The sequence below is a fragment of the Clostridium sp. CM037 genome, assembly GCF_055081095.1.
Genome location: NZ_CM143650.1, coordinates 1,061,135 through 1,079,659 on the forward strand (window position 1 = coordinate 1,061,135; position 18,525 = coordinate 1,079,659).

Annotated in this window: 16 protein-coding genes; 13 read left to right on the forward strand and 3 right to left on the reverse strand. The window is 30.7% G+C overall.

Going from position 1 to position 18,525, the window contains the following annotated elements:
- Positions 1-179: 179 nt before the first annotated feature.
- Genes ACWJKP_RS04960 through nagB form a run of 4 tightly spaced genes read left to right on the forward strand, consistent with a single transcriptional unit; the run spans position 180 to position 3,846 of the window.
- Complete coding sequence (locus ACWJKP_RS04960; RefSeq protein ID WP_187351394.1) at positions 180-959, forward strand: GntR family transcriptional regulator; 780 nt, start codon at positions 180-182, stop codon at positions 957-959.
- A 40-nt stretch (positions 960-999) separates the two neighbouring features.
- Entirely contained in the window at positions 1,000-1,890 is an 891-nt protein-coding gene (gene murQ / locus ACWJKP_RS04965; protein ID WP_318038350.1) for an N-acetylmuramic acid 6-phosphate etherase, read from the forward strand.
- Positions 1,891-1,924: 34 nt separating this feature from the next.
- Positions 1,925-3,088: an N-acetylglucosamine-6-phosphate deacetylase gene (gene nagA, locus ACWJKP_RS04970; RefSeq protein WP_165411737.1), complete on the forward strand. Its 1,164-nt coding sequence runs from the start codon at positions 1,925-1,927 to the stop codon at positions 3,086-3,088.
- A 32-nt stretch (positions 3,089-3,120) separates the two neighbouring features.
- On the forward strand, positions 3,121-3,846 hold the full coding sequence (nagB, locus tag ACWJKP_RS04975) for a glucosamine-6-phosphate deaminase (protein ID WP_165411672.1): 726 nt from the start codon (positions 3,121-3,123) through the stop codon (positions 3,844-3,846).
- Positions 3,847-3,930: 84 nt separating this feature from the next.
- Here the strand turns inward: nagB and ACWJKP_RS04980 are convergent, their stop codons facing one another.
- Positions 3,931-4,359, reverse strand: coding sequence for a CBS domain-containing protein (locus ACWJKP_RS04980; protein WP_165411673.1), 429 nt, complete (start codon positions 4,357-4,359; stop codon positions 3,931-3,933).
- 225 nt (positions 4,360-4,584) lie between these two features.
- Between ACWJKP_RS04980 and ACWJKP_RS04985 the strand changes: the two genes are divergently transcribed.
- Together ACWJKP_RS04985 and ACWJKP_RS04990 are read left to right on the forward strand one after the other, a co-directional pair.
- Positions 4,585-6,498, forward strand: a complete 1,914-nt coding sequence (locus ACWJKP_RS04985; RefSeq protein ID WP_165411674.1) for a BMP family ABC transporter substrate-binding protein — start codon at positions 4,585-4,587, stop codon at positions 6,496-6,498.
- Between the two features lie 20 nt (positions 6,499-6,518).
- The gene (locus tag ACWJKP_RS04990) at positions 6,519-7,115 is read left to right on the forward strand and encodes a metallophosphoesterase family protein (RefSeq protein ID WP_224579026.1); all 597 of its coding nucleotides are present in this window, start codon (positions 6,519-6,521) and stop codon (positions 7,113-7,115) included.
- Positions 7,116-7,161: 46 nt separating this feature from the next.
- On the opposite strand, the gene ACWJKP_RS04995 is transcribed toward ACWJKP_RS04990, so the two are convergent.
- Positions 7,162-8,061 (reverse strand): DMT family transporter, encoded by a 900-nt coding sequence (locus ACWJKP_RS04995; RefSeq protein ID WP_165411675.1) that lies wholly within the window; start codon positions 8,059-8,061, stop codon positions 7,162-7,164.
- A gap of 350 nt (positions 8,062-8,411) precedes the next feature.
- Between ACWJKP_RS04995 and ACWJKP_RS05000 the strand changes: the two genes are divergently transcribed.
- The 3 genes from ACWJKP_RS05000 (at position 8,412) to ptsG (ending at position 12,836) form a co-directional block, all read left to right on the forward strand.
- Complete coding sequence (locus ACWJKP_RS05000) at positions 8,412-9,554, forward strand: cysteine desulfurase family protein (RefSeq protein ID WP_165411676.1); 1,143 nt, start codon at positions 8,412-8,414, stop codon at positions 9,552-9,554.
- A 25-nt stretch (positions 9,555-9,579) separates the two neighbouring features.
- Positions 9,580-10,722, forward strand: coding sequence for a tRNA uracil 4-sulfurtransferase ThiI (gene thiI, locus ACWJKP_RS05005; protein ID WP_165411677.1), 1,143 nt, complete (start codon positions 9,580-9,582; stop codon positions 10,720-10,722).
- 578 nt (positions 10,723-11,300) lie between these two features.
- Positions 11,301-12,836: a glucose-specific PTS transporter subunit IIBC gene (gene ptsG / locus ACWJKP_RS05010; protein ID WP_165411678.1), complete on the forward strand. Its 1,536-nt coding sequence runs from the start codon at positions 11,301-11,303 to the stop codon at positions 12,834-12,836.
- Positions 12,837-13,056: 220 nt separating this feature from the next.
- Here the strand turns inward: ptsG and ACWJKP_RS05015 are convergent, their stop codons facing one another.
- Positions 13,057-13,641, reverse strand: a complete 585-nt coding sequence (locus ACWJKP_RS05015; RefSeq protein WP_165411679.1) for a phosphatase PAP2 family protein — start codon at positions 13,639-13,641, stop codon at positions 13,057-13,059.
- Positions 13,642-14,005: 364 nt separating this feature from the next.
- On the opposite strand from ACWJKP_RS05015, the gene ACWJKP_RS05020 reads away from it, so the two are divergent.
- The 4 genes from ACWJKP_RS05020 (at position 14,006) to megL (ending at position 18,331) form a co-directional block, all read left to right on the forward strand.
- Positions 14,006-15,979 (forward strand): DUF4153 domain-containing protein, encoded by a 1,974-nt coding sequence (locus ACWJKP_RS05020; protein WP_165411680.1) that lies wholly within the window; start codon positions 14,006-14,008, stop codon positions 15,977-15,979.
- A gap of 17 nt (positions 15,980-15,996) precedes the next feature.
- On the forward strand, positions 15,997-16,407 hold the full coding sequence (locus ACWJKP_RS05025) for a hypothetical protein (protein WP_224579023.1): 411 nt from the start codon (positions 15,997-15,999) through the stop codon (positions 16,405-16,407).
- A 187-nt stretch (positions 16,408-16,594) separates the two neighbouring features.
- Positions 16,595-17,041 (forward strand): ribosomal maturation YjgA family protein, encoded by a 447-nt coding sequence (locus ACWJKP_RS05030; protein ID WP_165411681.1) that lies wholly within the window; start codon positions 16,595-16,597, stop codon positions 17,039-17,041.
- Between the two features lie 87 nt (positions 17,042-17,128).
- Entirely contained in the window at positions 17,129-18,331 is a 1,203-nt protein-coding gene (gene megL / locus ACWJKP_RS05035) for a methionine gamma-lyase (RefSeq protein WP_165411682.1), read from the forward strand.
- Positions 18,332-18,525 lie beyond the last annotated feature (194 nt).

Sequence of the window (18,525 nt, forward strand, 5' to 3'; positions counted from 1 at the left end):
GAGGAATAAAAGAGAATATGCATTATAAATCTAAACTATTTTCTATGGACTCTATAATCGAATCAGATAGCTATTAATACTAAATTGTAATTTGTTGTTTCAAATAGGTTGTAAAAAAAACAAATTTGAAATATAATTGGTATATACAACATAACAATATAACAACATATAAATTGCATATGTGCACTAATTTACCAAAAAATATTATTAATCAAGGAGGGAAAAATTTGAGAAAAATTTCGAAGGATAACCCTATACCACTTCATTATCAAATAAAAGAAATATTACAGGAAATGATAGAAAATGAAGTTTTAAAGCCAGGGGAATCAATTCCAACAGAAAGAGAACTGTGTGAAATTCAAGGGGTCAGCAGAATGACCGTAAATAAGGCTATTATGTCCTTAGTAAATGAGGGGTTAATTTATAGAGAACAGGGAAAAGGGACTTTTGTGTCTACTGCAAAGGTTAATAGTGAAATATCACGGCTCAAAGGATTTACTGAGCAAATGCAAGAAAATGGAGTGGTATCAAAAACTAAAATATTATCTTTTAAGGTAATAGACGCAACAAAGAAATGCAAGCTTGAACTGAAAATGCCTGAAGATGAAAATAAAATTATTGAAATTAAAAGACTGAGATTTAGTGATCAGCAACCAGTAGCAATTGAAACAGCGTGGCTTCCATATTTTTTATTTAATGGAATGACTAAAGAAATTATTGAAGATAAATCACTATATGAAATTTTTCGTCAAAAGTATGGTCATCATCCGGATAAAGCGAAACAAACAATTGAACCTACAATGTTAAATCAATATGAAAGTAACCTTCTTAACCAAGAAAATGATGCTTTGGCACTAATATTTAGGCGAACCACCTATTTAGAAAATGAAACTCCAATTGAATATACCAAAGCCATATATAGAAGTGATAAGTATAAATATCAAATAAACTTAAAATAATAGGAAAACAATCCAGAATTGTTATACACCCCAAGAACAGATAAGGAGGTTTTTTATGAAGGGAAATAATGAAAATAAATTTAATTTAGATACAATGAACACCTTTGAAATTCTTAAGAAAGTGAATGATGAGGATAAAAAAGTAGCTATAGCTATTGAAAATGAGCTAAGTAATATAGAGAAAGCTGTGGAACTAATAGTTGAAAGCTTTGAAGATGGTGGGAGGCTTTTTTATATTGGTAGTGGCACAAGTGGAAAATTAGGAGTAATGGATGCATCAGAATGTCCTCCTACATTTGGTACCGCGGATTCTATGGTTCAAGGAATTATCTCTGGTGGAAAAGAGGCAATAAGTGGATGGCTTGAACATACGGAGGATGATCCAGAACTGGCAATTCTAGATTTAGAAAAGGTAAATATAAATAAAAAAGATGTAATAGTCGGCGTAACAGCTAGTGGTAATACCCCTTATGTTGTACGCGCTATGGAATACGCTAAAGGAATGGGTTGCAAAACTATAGCACTTATATGTAATTCAAAGGGCAAAATCAAAGATATTTGCGAAGTTACTATAGCTATAGAGGTTGGATCAGAAGTAATACTAGGGTCAACTAGAATGAAAGCAGGTACTGCACAAAAAATGGCTTTAAATATGTTAAGCACTGTGGCAATGATAAAACTTGGCAAAACTTATACTAACTTGATGGTTAATGTACGACCTATTAATAAAAAGTTACAACAACGTGTACGCGAAATAGTAAAGCTTTCCACAGGTGTGGATGATGCCCTAGTGAATAAAAATCTAGAAATCTGCGAATATGACCCTAAAGTGTGTATTGTTAAAATTAAAAAAGATGTAACCCTTAAAAAAGCAAAAGAAGCCTTGGAAAAGAGCAAGGGAAATGTAGCTAAGGCATTAGCAACATTATAATAATTATATTCAAATATTTGATGAGGTGATTAATATTAAAGCTATAGTTAATGGAAAACTTATTATGAGAGATAGAATAATTTATGATAGTGTAATAATTTTCGATACAAAAATTATAGACATTATAAATAATGATAACTTCCTTCAGTATAAAAAAGAGTATAAGGAAGAAATACTAGTGATAGATGCTAAGGGTAAATATGTATCACCTGGCTTTATTGATATTCATATTCACGGCTCCGGAGGCTATGATACCATGGATGCAACGGCTACGGCATTGAGGGTTATAAGTACTACAATAGCTGAAAATGGAGTAACATCTTATCTACCTACTACAATGACTATGGACTCGATTAGTATATATAGTGCGTTAGATGCTATTAGACAGGCAATGTCATTAGAAAATGAAGGGGCAAAGATTCTAGGGGCACATATGGAGGGACCTTTCATAAATGAGAAGTACAAAGGGGCTCAGAAGGCGGATAATATTATAAAGCCCAATTATGATATTATAAAGGATTATTTAGATATTATTAAAATTATAACCCTTGCGCCAGAAAAGGATGAAAATCATAGTTTTATAAAAAAAGTAAAAAGTAATTCTAAAATTACATTATCAGTAGGTCATTCAGATGCAAGTTATGAAGAGGCTGTACGTGCTATTGAGGATGGCATAACACATGCGACTCATACATTCAATGCTATGACTCCCTTAAATCATAGAAAACCAGGAATTGTAGGTGCAATTTTCACAAATGATATAACATGCGAGCTAATAGCGGATCTAATACATGTTCATCCAGCAATTTTTAAGATGCTCATAAATATCAAACATAAAGATAAAATGGTACTTATAACAGATTCTATGAGAGCTGGATGTATGAAGAGTGGTAATTATGAGCTTGGTGGACAGAAGGTAACAGTTGAAAATGGAGCTGCAAGACTTCAGGATGGAACACTCGCAGGTAGTGTTTTAACCTTAAATAAGGCTGTGAAAAACATGTTAAATCATAGTGGTTTAGAAATCTATGAGGTAGTGGCAATGGCATCGCATGTTCCGGCAAAGGTTATTAATATTGATAATAAAAAGGGCAGGTTAGAGGCTGGATTCGATGCAGATATAGTTGTTTTTGATGATGATATAGATGTATTTTTAACAATAGTAGAAGGCAAAATAGTTTACGAAACTCAAAAGTAAAATTTTGAGTATTATTATAAGGTGGTGCGAATATGAGAATATTAGTTTTAGATAGTTATGAAGAAATGAGTAAAAAAGCTGCTTTGATGATTGCAAGCCAAGTTATGTTAAAGCCTGATAGTGTATTGGGCCTAGCTACTGGAGATACTCCACTTGGCATGTATAAGGAATTAATTGCGTTGTATAACAAAAAAGAAGTAGATTTTAATGAGGTCAGAACTTTTAACCTGGACGAATATTATGGAATTAATAGAGAAGATCCTCAAAGCTACTATAATTATATGATTAATAATTTATTTAATAGTATAAATATAAATAGAAAAAATATTAATGTGCCTGATGGTATGGCAATGGATATTGAGGCTTCATGCAGAGGATATGAAAATAAAATAAAAGAAGTTGGCGGCATAGATATGCAGATCCTTGGTATAGGTGGAAATGGGCATATTGGATTCAATGAACCAGATGTAACCTTTGAGGCAGAAACGCATTTAGTTAATCTTAATGAACAAACAATAGAAGCTAATTCTAGGTTTTTTAAATCAAGAAAGGATGTACCAGTAAAAGCGATAAGTATGGGAATAAAGACAATAATGAACTCTAAGAAAATTATTTTACTTGCTAACGGCTTAAATAAGGCTGAAGCTATAGAAAGAGCTGTTAAAGGTAAAATAAATCCTAATATACCTGCTTCAATTCTACAGCTTCATAATGATGTAACAATAATTTTAGATAAAAAGGCTGCTAGTAATTTATAAAAGTAAAACACCTATACTAGATATTAAGCTAGTATAGGTGTTTTATTTAAATTATATATTTATTCTAGTATGCTTATGCTTTAATTAAATTAAAGCTTTCAATTCATTATGTTCGTATAATAAATTATAACAATAAGTTATTATATCACTTCTTTTAATTATTCCTATAAAAACACCATTATCATCTACAACGGGGACAAAGTTTTGATCCTTCGCTAGTGATATTAAGCTCTCTATATCTGCACTAATTAATACTGCTTTATTAGAGATATGTCTTGGGATATCTTCAATTAAAATTTTATTTGTATCATTAAAACTTAAATTTGGAGTATTCTTTAGTTTCCATAATAAATCACCTTCTGTTAAAGTACCTACATAATTACCTGTTTCATTTATTAAGGGCACAGATGTGTATCTGTGGTACTCCATCCGTTCTAATGCTTGCCTCATTGTAGAGCTTGGTTTTTCATAAACAAGTTCACTTTTAGGTGTAAGAAAAAATGCTATGTTCATACTTTACCATCCTTTAAAGATTTATATTTTGGGTTGTTAGATATCTTACAATATTATTATATCATGTTTAATAGAGTTATTTATTAATAATCTATTAAACATATCAGTATCTATCAAAATGTTGTTAAATATATTTTGGTATATTATAATAGATAAAAGAATATTTACCATAATGGGCCATTATGGTAATGGCATGGATAGCTGAAAAAATTAAGGAGTGAGTGCATGATCAATTTTTCATCTGTTGAAGAATATAAAAAGGCTAGCAAATTGGCTAAAGTTAAATACTACATGGACATATCAAGAGGGACTTCTGGCCATATATTATCCTTAGATAATATTTTGAAAAAAATAGATATAGTAGCGGAAGTCCCTTTAGGAATAAAAAGCATTCCATTAAAAAAAATAATAGGATCTTATTTTTATACAAGGAGTAGGGATTTTGCAACGAACTTTCTTCCGCTAGCTAGTATTGATAGCGAATTCTCTATGAAATGGCAAGCGGTCTATGCTCATCACATTAAAGATGGAATAATTGACCCTGTAAAAATTTATGAGTATATGAATGAATTTTATGTTATGGAGGGAAATAAGCGTGTAAGTGTATTAAAATACGTGGATGCCTATGCGATAGAGGGCGATGTTACTAGGCTAGTTCCTAAAAAGGATGAGAATGATTTAAATAACATAATATATTATGAATTTTTGAACTTCAATAATGAGACTGCGATAAATGCTATTTGGCTTTCCAGGGAGGGTAGCTTTACTGAGCTTTTGAAGTATTTGGATGGATATAATCCGAAGCTTAACTTATTTTCAAATAAATACGAGCATTTTTTAAAAAATGTTTATTCACCTTTTAGAAATACCTTTCACGAATTAGGTGGAGATAAATTAAATATTACCACTGGAGATGCGTTTTTAAAATATATAAAAATTTATGGGATCTCAGACGAATTCATAGAAACAAAGAGAAGATCAAGGGTTCGTAAGTTCTTAGGAGAACTTAAAATACTTTCAAGAAACAATGCAGTAGAAATCCAAACGGAACCTTTTGATGTGCGTAGGAAAAATGTTATTACGTCATTTACAAATTTAGTAGGCCCACATAAAAAATTAAGAGTAGGTTTTATTTTTGAAAAGACTATTGATACATCAGGTTGGAGTTATGTTCATAATCTAGGAAGACTGTATGCACAAAATGAATTAGAAGGTGAAATAGAAACTTTTGTTATAGATAATTTTCAAACTGAGGGTGATAGTTATGAAAGATTAAGGGAGTTATGTGAAGAAGATTATGACATTATATTTACTACATGTCCATCTTATCTTAATATAACGTTGAGGGCAGCTTTAAAGTATGACAATATTAAATTTTTTAACTGCTCTCCCGTAAAGGCTTTTAGAAATGTAAGTACTTATTTTGGGCGTTCTCATGAACCAAGGTTTTTACTAGGGCTTATTGCCGGGGCTATTACAAAATCAAATATTATAGGATATATAGATATTTATAATGAAACAGAAGTTATAACGGGGATTAATGCTTTTGCATTAGGCGTTAAAACTGTAAATCCGAATGCGAAAGTTATGATTTCTTGGCTTAATGAAACAGGGGATATCAATCATTCAAAGGAATTAATTCAAGGGCTTCAAAGGCTCAGTGCAGATCTCATAATGCAAAATGACCTAACAGCTTTAGGTAAGGGGTCAAGAGATTTTGGACTATATTCACTAAAGTATAGTGAAAAAGAGAGTAAATGGATACCGGAAGTGAACTATGCTTTAATTACATGGGATTGGGGACAGTTTTATGAGAAAATACTTAGAAATATAGTAAATGGTAGTTTTAAAGGTATTTTTAGTACTGAATCTAAACGAGTAAGTTTTTGGTGGGGGATGGACTCGGGACTCGTGGATATTATATATTCAAAACATAATGTACCAATTCAAACTCAAAAATTAGTAGTTATAATGCGCGAATTAATTATTGAAAACAGATTCCACACTTTTACTGGTCCGGTGCACGATACAAAAGGTCAACTTAGGATAAATGATGGTGATATAGGAAACTACGAGGATATGTTATATATGGACTGGTTTGTAGACAATGTTGTAGGAAAACTTCCGGTGGAGGAGTAGATTAATCAGAAGATAAGTAGGTGATTAAAGTTAAAGTTCTATTAGTTTCAGATATAGAAGATAGTTACATTTGGGATCATTTTGATTGTGAAAGGTTTAAAGAAATTCAGATGGTAATTTCATGTGGTGATTTAAAAGCAGATTATTTAGAATATCTAGCGAATATGATTAAAGCACCTGTATTTTATGTTAACGGTAATCATGATATAGCATATTTAGAAAAACCGCCAGCTGGATGTATCCCTATTGATGATAAGATAATAGTATATAAAAATATTAGAATACTAGGTCTTGGAGGATCTATTGACTATAATAAAGGCCCTTTTCAATATTCTCAAAAGGAAATGCAAAAAAGAGTTTCAAAACTAAAATTGTGTTTATGGAAGAATAAAGGGTTTGATATATTAGTCACCCATTCACCTGCAAAAGGTATGGGCGATGGAAAGGATCTTTGTCATCAGGGATTTGAAGTATTTATCGATATTTTAAATAAATACTCTCCGAAATATTTTTTTTACGCTCATCAGCATTTGGACTATGGGAAAGGTGATAGAAAAATGATTTATAACACCACCACTCTTATAAATGCATTTAAATATCATATTATTGAAATATAAAGAACTCATGGGCAATGATTTTGCTCATGAGTTCTTTATATTTGTTTTATGGGGTAGCGGATATTTTCTTGATTTTTAAGAAATTCAATTTAGTTTCTGTTGTTATAATTGCGATAAATATAGTTAAACATCCTAAAATCATTTTTGATGTAAATATCTCATTAAGCATTACAACAGATAAAACAGAACCAAAAACAGATTCTAAACACAAGATAATAGCAGCATGAGTAGAAGTGGTATATTTTTGTGCTACATTTTGTATAATAAATGCAATCATTGTACTAAAAATTGCTAAATAACCAATTGCAAATATTGTATCTGAATTTAATGATTGTGGCATTGGTTCGTAAATTAAAGCAGCTATAATTGAAAATACTGCAGCGGCACCTAACTGTATTATTACAAGTGATATAGCATCGACTTTCTCAGTGAAAAATCCAACAGAAACTATATGAGCTGCAAAAAACACTGCGCATAGTAGAGTCAAACCGTCACCCAGTCCAATATGTATACCTCCATCTAAGGTTAGCATTCCTATCCCAACAAAACACAAGAATGCAGATATTAATGAATATGTATCTGGCTTTTTTTTGCTGATTACCCAATAGAGAAAGGGTACAATAACTACGTTAGTCCCAGTCAAAAAAGCATTTTTGCCAGCCGTTGTATATTTCATACCAATAGTTTGAGCAGCAAAGCCTAAAAATAAGAAAAGTCCAACCAAAGTACCAACCTTAAGTTCATTTTTAGTAATAAGTTTAACCTTCTTTCTGAAAATTAAAAGCATAATAATCGCAGAAATACTAAAACGCATTGCCATAATATAAAAAGGTGTAAGACTATCTAAAGCACCTTTTACAGCTATAAACCCCCCGCCCCAAAAAATTGCAACTAAAAGCAAAGACATATCGGCCAGGATACTCTTTTTTCTGTCAGTAGTTCTCATGGTTATCACTCCTTCAATTTGTAGTGTAATGCTAAGGTTAAGCGATTTAAATTTAGTGAAATTACTCAAATGTCAGTTGATAAATTATATATTCCAATAAATTTATTTTACCATAAAAGTAAGCATTAACCTATAAATTATATCGTAATAAGTGATAATTCAATTTTTTTCTTAATCCATTCTATAATCATCAGCTCCATATCAGGTTCACCCTTTACAGGATATTTTTTTATTTATTGACATTAATAATTAACATATTTATAATTAAATAAAACAGAGCGAAATAGTAAGAATTAATATATACAGTTAGTGGATTCTTTAACGACATTTCAGAGGAGAGAGATAAAAACATGGAAATATATTTAGATAACAGTGCAACTACTAAGCCTTATGAAGAGGTTATTGAGGATGTATGTAGTACTATGAGAAATTATTATGGTAATCCATCTTCAGCACATAGTTTAGGGTTTAAGGCAGAGCAAAAAATTAGGGAGATAAGAGTAAATATTGCGAGTAGCATAAATGCTAGCAGCGAGGAAATAATATTTACATCAGGAGGAAGTGAAAGTAATAATTTTCTTATAAAGGGGTTTGCTAAAACATCTTCAAATATAATAACTACCAAAATAGAGCATCCAAGTGTATTAGACACATTTAAGGCGTTAGAAGATTTAGGAATAAAGGTTACTTATATTGATGTAGATGAAAGTGGTAGAATTGATATAGAAAATCTTATAGACAGTATAGATAAGAATACTCAAATTGTTAGCGTAATGCACGTTAATAACGAAGTAGGTGTAGTGCAGGATATTGAGCTTATAGGAAAACGAATTAAAGAGAAAAGTAGTAGGGCTAAATTTCATGTGGATGCAGTACAAAGTTACGGAAAGATTCCTATTGATGTACAAAAGTGTAATATTGATTTACTATCTACTAGTGCACATAAAATACATGGACCGCGCGGAATTGGATTTGCATATATACGGAAAGGACTTATACCAGGTAGCTTAATAAATGGTGGAGGACAAGAAAGAAATTTAAGATCTGGTACAGAAAATCTTGCTGGAATTGTGGGATTTGGAACAGCAGTACAGACTAGCTGCAAAAATCAACATGAGAATTTTAACAGTGTTTTAGAGGTAAAGAAATATTTTATAGAAAAACTGTCTAAGTTAGATGATGTTATAATTAATAGCAAACTAGAAGAGTATTTCACACCGTATATATTAAGTGTTTCATTTAAAGGGATTAAAGGAGAAGTATTACTTCATGCATTAGAAGCAAAAGGGATATATGTGTCTACAGGTTCAGCATGTTCTTCTAAAAATCATAAAAGTAGTGAAATATTAAAGGCACTTGGAAGAAGTTTAGAGGAGCAAGGTGGAACTATACGGTTTAGTTTTTCAGAGTGCAATAATAAGGATGAAATAGACTATGTTATAATCGAATTAAATAAATCACTAAAGTTTTTAAGAAAGATGAACAAAAGATAATGCATCACAGAAGGAGTGTCAAAAGATGAGAAAATTAATTTTAGTAAAATTTGCACCAGAAATCTTTTTAAAAGGGCTCAACAGAGGTAAATTCGAAAAAAAACTTAAAGACAATATAAAAAATGCGATAAGAAACTTAAATTACGAATTTGTTGAGGATCAAGGAAGATGGTTTATATACTCAGAAATGATGGAGGGAATTATAGAGAAGGTTAAAAATGTTTTTGGAGTAATGGAGGTTTGCGTAGTTACACAGGTTGAAGCTTCTATGGAGAGTATTGAAAAGCAAGCACTTTTAGACATGATAGAAAGCGCCGCTAAAACTTTTAAAGTAGAAACTAATAGAGCGAACAAAAAATTTAGCCCAGGGTCTATGGACGTAAGTCGAAAAGTAGGGGGTTATATATTACAAAATAACGAAGACGTAAGTGTAGATGTACATAATCCAGAGTGTACAATAAACGTTGAAATAAGAAATATGGCATACATTTATGCTAAGAGAATAAAGGCAGTGGGTGGATTGCCTTATGGAATGAATGGTAGTACTATGCTTATGTTATCAGGAGGTATAGACTCACCTGTTGCAGGCTACATGATGGCAAGACGTGGGGTAGAACTTCATGCAGTTTATTATCATAGCCATCCGTATACTAGTGAAAGAGCAAAGGATAAGGTAAAGCAATTAACTAGTATTTTAAAAGAATACACCGGTAAATTGACTTTGTATGTTGTACCTTTTACTGAAATCCAAATGCAAATTATAGAAAAGTGTAGAGAAGACGAATTAACAATAATTATGAGAAGATTTATGATGAGGCTTGCGTGTGCTCTAGCCGAAAAATATGGCATAAATTCAGTAACTACAGGAGAAAGCATAGGGCAGGTAGCTAGTCAAACTATGGAGGGACTTGTAGTAAGTGATGATGTTTCTGATAGACCAGTGTTTAGACCACTGATCGCTATGGATAAAATAGATATTATAGATGTGTCAAGAAAAATAGAAACTTACGAAACCTCTATTTTACCTTATGAGGATTGTTGTACAATTTTTGTTCCTAAACATCCAAAAACAAAACCAAGGTTAATTGAGATAATTAAATCTGAATCAGTTTTAGATATTGATAGTCTAGTTGAGAAGGCTATTTTGGATATGGAAATTTATAAATAAATATATTTATGTTAGTTAATCAATCATGTGTATTAAATTAAATAAAGTGTTAATAATAATATAATAAACACATATTGAAGGGGTGATTAACATAGCTAAAAAAGGTACAGAGAAAAAATCAGGTTCTAAGGATACTAAAGATAAAACTCAGAAAAAGAATCAAAATGGTAACACAGTTAAATAAGAAGTAATATAAAAAACTAAAGATGTAATTGCAAAAAATAAGCTAACAAAATGATTTATCACTTTGTTAGCTTATTTTTAGTTTATAGAAAATTAATATAACTTGATCAGAGGACATTAAAAGCTGATTTTATTAAAAATGTTAAAAAAATGTTGAAAAAATTAATAATGCATGATATCATGTATATATAAGACAATAATGAGTGTGAATCATCGTGTAAAAGTTTACACTGAAAACTAATTTAATAATTAAAATTGCGTGTTACTGATACAATCAGGCATGAGCAAAAGTTGTTATAATATTATGGCTACATTTAGGTGAAGCTATAATATTATAATGACTTTGCTCATGTTTTTTGTTTTTGCTACATGCCACAAAAGAGAGGGGAATATAAATGAAAAAAGCTTTTGGTGTTTTACAAAAGGTAGGAAAAGCTTTAATGCTACCAGTAGCGCTATTACCAGCTGCAGGGTTACTGCTTGGATTTGGTAATATGTTTCAAAGTGAACAATTTTTAGCAAATGCTCCGATATTTAATGCTGGTTGGTTCCAATTAGTAGCTAAAATTATGGAACAGTCTGGCGATGTTATTTTTGGTAATCTTGCATTATTATTTGCAGTAGGGGTTGCGGTAGGTCTAGCCGAGGGCGAAGGAGTTGCAGGACTTGCAGCAATAGTTGGGTTCTTAATAATGAATAAAACTTTAGGTATTGTTTCAGGAGTCACTCTAGATTTAACAGTGGGTCATGCACATCCAGAGTTTGCAAACGTATTAGGAATTCCAACACTTTCAACAGGAGTATTTGGCGGTATTATAATAGGTATTGTAGCGGCACAATTATATAAAAAATATTACAACATTGAGTTACCTTCTTACCTCGGATTCTTTGCAGGTAAGAGATTTGTACCTATAGCTACAGCAGTAGCTGCAATTGGAATAGGTATTGCAATGAGTTTTGTATGGCCTCCAATTCAACATGGTTTAAATGTCTTCTCAAAAAGTATGATTGAGGCTAATCCAACAGTATCAGCCTTCGTATTTGGAGTAATAGAAAGATCATTAATTCCATTTGGATTACATCACATTTTCTATAATCCATTTTGGTATCAATTTGGTGAGTATATAAACAAAGCTGGTCAAGTAGTTAACGGAGATCAAGCTATTTTTATGGCTCAGTTAAAAGATGGAGTATCATTTACAGCAGGAACCTTTATGGCCGGTAAATTCCCATTTATGATGTTTGGGCTTCCAGCAGCAGCACTTGCAATGATTCATGAAGCAAAACCTGAAAAAAGGGTGTTAATAGCTGGTATTATGGGGTCAGCAGCTCTAACTTCTTTCTTAACAGGTATTACAGAACCAATTGAATTTTCATTCTTATTCGTAGCACCAGTATTGTTCGGAATTCACTGCGTATTTGCAGGATTATCATTTATGACAATGCAGCTTTTAAATGTTAAAATAGGAATGACATTTTCAGGTGGACTTATAGATTACTTGTTATTTGGTGTAATTCCAAATAGAACAGCTTGGTGGTTAGTAATTCCTGTAGGATTAGCATTAGCAGTGATTTACTACTTCGGATTCCGTTTTGTTATAAGAAAATGGAATCTTAAAACTCCAGGTCGTGAAGTAGATGAAGAAGAAGGCACAAGTACTACAAAAACTAATCTTAAAGGTCAAGAACATGCAATATTAGTATTAAAAGCATTAGGTGGAAAAGAAAATATAACAAATTTAGATGCTTGCATTACTCGCTTACGTGTAAGTGTTGTGGATGCTAAAAATGTTGATAAAGCAGAACTTAAGAAATTAGGAGCTGCGGGCGTTCTTGAAGTTGGTGATAGTATCCAAGCAATATTTGGAACTAGAGCAGAGCATATAAAAACAGAAATTAAAGAAGTTATAGCTAAGGGTTTAGAAAAATAAAACTCTTATCCCTAATTAGAAATAAATTATAACATGAAAAAACATTAGATAAGTATGTTACTTATCTAATGTTTTTTATGTTTATTATGAACTGTATTGCTTTTTAGTGTTAATAGGAGAAAAAATATGGGAAAGTTGTATAGAATAATAAAAAAGTTATTTAAAGGTAAAGCCCTAATTATTCAATTATGAATAATTAGGGCTTTATAGTATAGTAAAACTAATTAGATTTTGATTTAGGTTTAAAAATATTAAGTTTAATAGTGAAATGTTTATCTAAATATTCGTTTAGGCCTTTGTTCATACAAAACCTATAAGCTGCAAGACTAATGAAAGACCATAGTATAGCGATAAACCATCCACCCAGCACATCTGTTGGATAGTGAACCCCCACATAAACTCTACTAACGCCTACAAGAATTAAATATGCGAATATGAAACCGCTAAGTAGATAGGCAATTTTTTTATTCTTCATTCGCTTAAGTATAAAGTAGATAAGAACAATACCAATAGCTGTAGAAATTGAAGAATGGCCGCTAGGAAAACTATAGCCATCAGCTTCAACTAATCTTATTCCCATGGGTCTAGATCGTTGGACCGTATTTTTAAGTATCAAATTGGTAAAGCCAGTAATTCCAATGTTAAATACACAGCAAATAGCTTCCAATTTGTTATTCAAAAGATATAATATAATAAAAACCAACAGGGTTATTAAAATCTGTAATTCAGGGTCAGAAGATTTTGAAACAGCAATATAAAATTGATTCCATCCCAAATTCATAGAAGTTGCTAAATAATAAAGCATGTTAATTTAATCATCCTTTCTATATTACATTGAACATTAATATTCATTCGATAGTTAATATTAAAATTCCAATTAAGTCATAAGCATCAGCTAATATTATATCAAAATCTACAATTAAAAGCTACATTTATATTATTTGTTAACACGGGAGTAAGATATTATTCATATTTTACAATTATAGAATTGTAAAATTATAAAATTGAATATAAACGCATATCAATATATTTTTATTGAAAAACAATAAAAATATATTGATAAATAATTTGTATAGTAGTAATATAGTATTTGTAGAGAAGTGAATTGCATATCAGGGGATATACTTGAATGCAGGGAAGAACATTAAAATTATGGAGGGGTACTTAGAATGGAGAAGAAGTTTGTGCAAGCTATTATTATAAAAGATAATAGGGTTCTTATGGCATATGGTCATAAAGAAAATAAAGAAGATATTAATTTTTTTGTAAAAGGAGAGATTAATGGATGGGAAAGTGCTGATAATGCAATTGGACGCGTGATTACAGAGCAAATAAATATGCCTTATAAGGTTGTTTTTAAACTTAATACAAAGTCTTGTTTAGATACAGAAACCTATTTAATTAATATAGAAGGTGTGAATGATAATTTTGATTTTTCACCAAAAAAAATCGAAAAATCTGTAGGTAATTTAGATATGGATGGTCTAAAATGGATTTCTTTATCTAAGAAAGAAGAATTTCGTAGAAGTGTTATAAATTATTTGAGAATTTTAGTGGAAGAATGCATAGAGCGAGATTATAGTGAAAATTGGTTGAAATCAGTGGAAAACTTGTTGTTTTCTTATCCGGATTATAAGTATAATAATATGCAATTATTAAAGAAAAAACGTATGAAAGAAATAAAAAACATAGATTCCCAAATTGGTATAAATGAAAAAATATATACTATGGGCATTGCACTTATTTTATCAATAATTTGTGAAAGATTTTTTAATGGTAAACAAATTGGTGTTTCTATTCCTATTTTTTATATTATGTTCATGGGATTTTTTTTATGGAGTGTAAGAGAAAAGATTAGGATTAAAAATAGTATTGGATATATTACCATTATGCCTACATTGCTAATAGCATTAAATTATTCTATTCACTCTAATAATGTTTTGAACTTGTTTAATGGGATTATGATATTGGTACTTGCTGGAGTAAGTACAGTATTAATTAGGTATGAGAATATAAAATGGGATAGTGCAGATGTAATAAAGAAAGTGATTAGCATAGGCATTAAAGCTATTGTAGAGAATGCTTGTAAGCCTTTTACATTTAGTAAATGTAGTATAACTACGAGAAATAAAAAAGAAATAAGTTCTACAAAGAAAAATATATTAAGAGGAGTAATTATTTCTATCCCATTATTAATTGTTATTTTAGTTTTATTAACATCAGCAGATATGGTATTCAAGGACTATGTAACCAATTTTTCAATTGGAATTAAGGATATAGACGTAGGTAAAATCATAGGCAGTTTATTAGTTATTATCATAGCTTTCATAATTATATTTTCATATATATGGAGCTTTAAATATAGCTGTGATGGGGGCAGAACTAAAAATAAGGATATACAATGGGAGCCAGTTACTGTTTTAACAATCATTTTTATGATAAATATAGTATATCTTTTATTTTCAATAGTACAGTTTTCTTATCTTTATGGTGGAGGGGATAATTTTCTTCCTCACGAATTTACTTATTCAGAATATGCAAGAAAAGGGTTCTTTGAGCTTGTGGCTGTTACAATAATTAATTTTACAATATTACTAAGCAGTATGAAATTTATTAAAAAGGACAATAAGACAATAAATATAATATCCAATGTATTTTTAACCGTGCTTGTTGCATTTACATTAAACATGCTATTTTCAGCTCATTATAAGATGTCTTTATATGAGCAAACTTATGGATTTACCTATTTAAGGATTTTCGTTCATATATTTATGCTGATGTTATTTATGTTATTTATAGTAGCGGTAATTGGCATTTGGAATAGAAGAATACCACTTAATAAGATTTTAATAGTAATTGTTTTGAGTATGTTTATATTAGTGAACTATATTAATGTAGATAGAATAATTGCTGAAAAAAATATAGACATATATTATAAAACTCAGAAAATTGATGTACAATATCTAAAAACTTTATCATATGATGCTATTCCAGAGATATTAAGACTAAAAGATGATTCTAATGCTTTCATTTCTAGTGAGATAAATACTTATATAAATAATGTGAAGAAAGAGTTATTAGAAGGCGACTCCTGGTATGAATTTAATTATTCTAAATATAGGGCTAGAAAGGTTATAGAGTAAGCAGGGGGTAATGTAAATTGAAAAAAATAAGAGAAGATTTATTAGGGGTCTACGACTTGATGTTAGCAGTAGGAGCTATTTGCATTGGAGTAATGATGGTAAGTTCAAGTGATGGAATATTTATTGAATATCCAAAAGAATGGCTATCAAAAGTTCCATTTGAAAGCTGGGTTACTCCGGGTATTATTGCAATCATATTATTTGGACTCGGAAATATTATAGCAGCGATCTTTAGTTTTAGAAAAGAAAATAGTAGGTCATGGGTTGTGTCTGCTGTAATGGGTGGGATATTAATTATGAGCCTTATTGCTCAAGTGGTAATGTTAGGAGAGACGTACTTGGCAACTGTTGAATTTATGCTTTTTAGTATAATTCAGTTATGTTTATGTTGGTATGTTTTTGATGGCTATAGTAAAAATTTAATATAATATTGGGGGCTTAAAAAATATATTATTATTTCACAATCTTCTTAAACTGGGAACTAAAAACTAATAAAAATAGAAAGGATTATTCATGTTAGCCTGCTTAAAGGAAGCCTGGTTAGTAATAACTAGGATTTTTTATTGGCTTTCAAGCTTTTGGGAATGGTAAATATATGGAGAGAGAGGGCAAGGTATGACTTACAAACGTAATAGATTATTGTATTCGGTCATGATAATAATTGTAGTTATTTTAGGGTTATGTTCAAGAAAGATGACTAATGCCATACCATCTTTTTTGAATACATATTTGGGCGATGCTCTGTGGGCGTTGATGATTTTTATTGCTTTTGGTTTTATTTTTAGAGAGATGAAAACAAAGATAATTGAATTAATCGGAATATCATTTTGCTATCTTATTGAGATGAGCCAATTATATCATGTTAACTGGATAGATAATATCAGAAAAACAACTTTAGGTGGATTGGTATTAGGATATGTATTTTCGTGGATTGACTTAATAGGGTACGCTATAGGAATTTTAGTAGGCATAATTCTTGATATTTTAGGGGGAGTAATTCAAAAACGTAATGAAAAAAATAAAATTGATTTGGATGTGAATAAAGTCGTAAAGCCTAATTGAATACACTGAAATATTTTAGTAATAAATGACACTGTGGTTACGTATACATCTATATATAAAGAAAAAATTACTTTAGGGGGAATTGTAATGAATAGAGAACATTTACGTAATAGTGGATTTGCAACTAAAGCTATACATGGTGGAAATAAGAAGGATCAATATGGTGCATTGGCAACTCCAATACATCAAACAGCCACTTTTGTTTTTGATTCAGCACAGCAAGGTGGAAATAGATTTGCAGGAACGGAAGATGGCTATATTTATACAAGACTTGGGAACCCTACTAATACAGTTTTAGAAGAAAAATTGGCAATGCTTGAAGGCGGAGAAGCATGTATGTCTATGGCATCAGGAATAGGAGCTATATCTTCAACTATGTGGACAGCATTAAAGGCTGGAGATCATATAATTGCAGCACAAACCCTTTATGGCTGTACTCATGCATTTTTTGCTCATGGTATTTCTAGATATGGTGTTGAAGTTACTTTTGTTGATGTTTCAAATCCAGAAAATGTTAGAAATGCTATGCAAGAAAATACAAAAGTTATTTTCTTAGAAACACCTGCAAATCCAACATTACTTATAACAGATATTGAGGAAATAGCAAAGATTGCTCATAAAAAAGAAAATTGTATGGTTATAGTTGACAATACATTTAGTACTCCATACATACAAAGACCATTAGAACTAGGTGCAGACGTTGTAGTACACTCTGGAACTAAATTTATAAATGGGCACGGTGATGTAATTTCTGGTTTTGCTGTTGGATCTAAAGAATTTATTGATGGAGTTAGATTATTTGGTGTTAAGGATATGACTGGAGCTAGTTTGAGTCCTTTTGATGCATTTTTGATTATAAGAGGAATGAAAACACTAGAAATAAGAATGGAAAGACACTGTAAAAATGCAATGGCTGTAGCTGAATTTTTAGAAGCTCATCCAGCAGTAGAAAACGTATATTACCCAGGACTTAAAAGTTTTCCTCAATATGAATTATCAAAAAAACAAATGGATCTTCCAGGCGGGATTATTGCTTTTGTAATAAAAGGTGGAATTGAAGAAGGTAAAAAGGTTATAAATTCTACTGAACTGTGCAGTATAGCTGTTAGTCTAGGAGATGCTGAAACTTTAATTGAACATCCTGCTTCAATGACTCATTCACCATATTCACCAGAGGAAAGATTAGAAGCTGGTATAAGTGATGGTTTAATAAGACTGGCAGTAGGTCTTGAAAATGTTGAGGATATTATTGCCGATCTAGACCAAGCTCTTAATTTAATTATTAAATAGTAAGTAGTATAATAAATAAGTAAAAGTAGAAATTATTATCTACATGTTAACATGTAGATAATAATTCCTATTTTTTTTATTTTCTCTTATCTGTTATTGATAATCTTGTTAATCCATTCCATATAACATCAGTATCTTCATTTCTATCTTATATTAATTAAACCCTCTAATCATGATTATATCGGATATTTTGA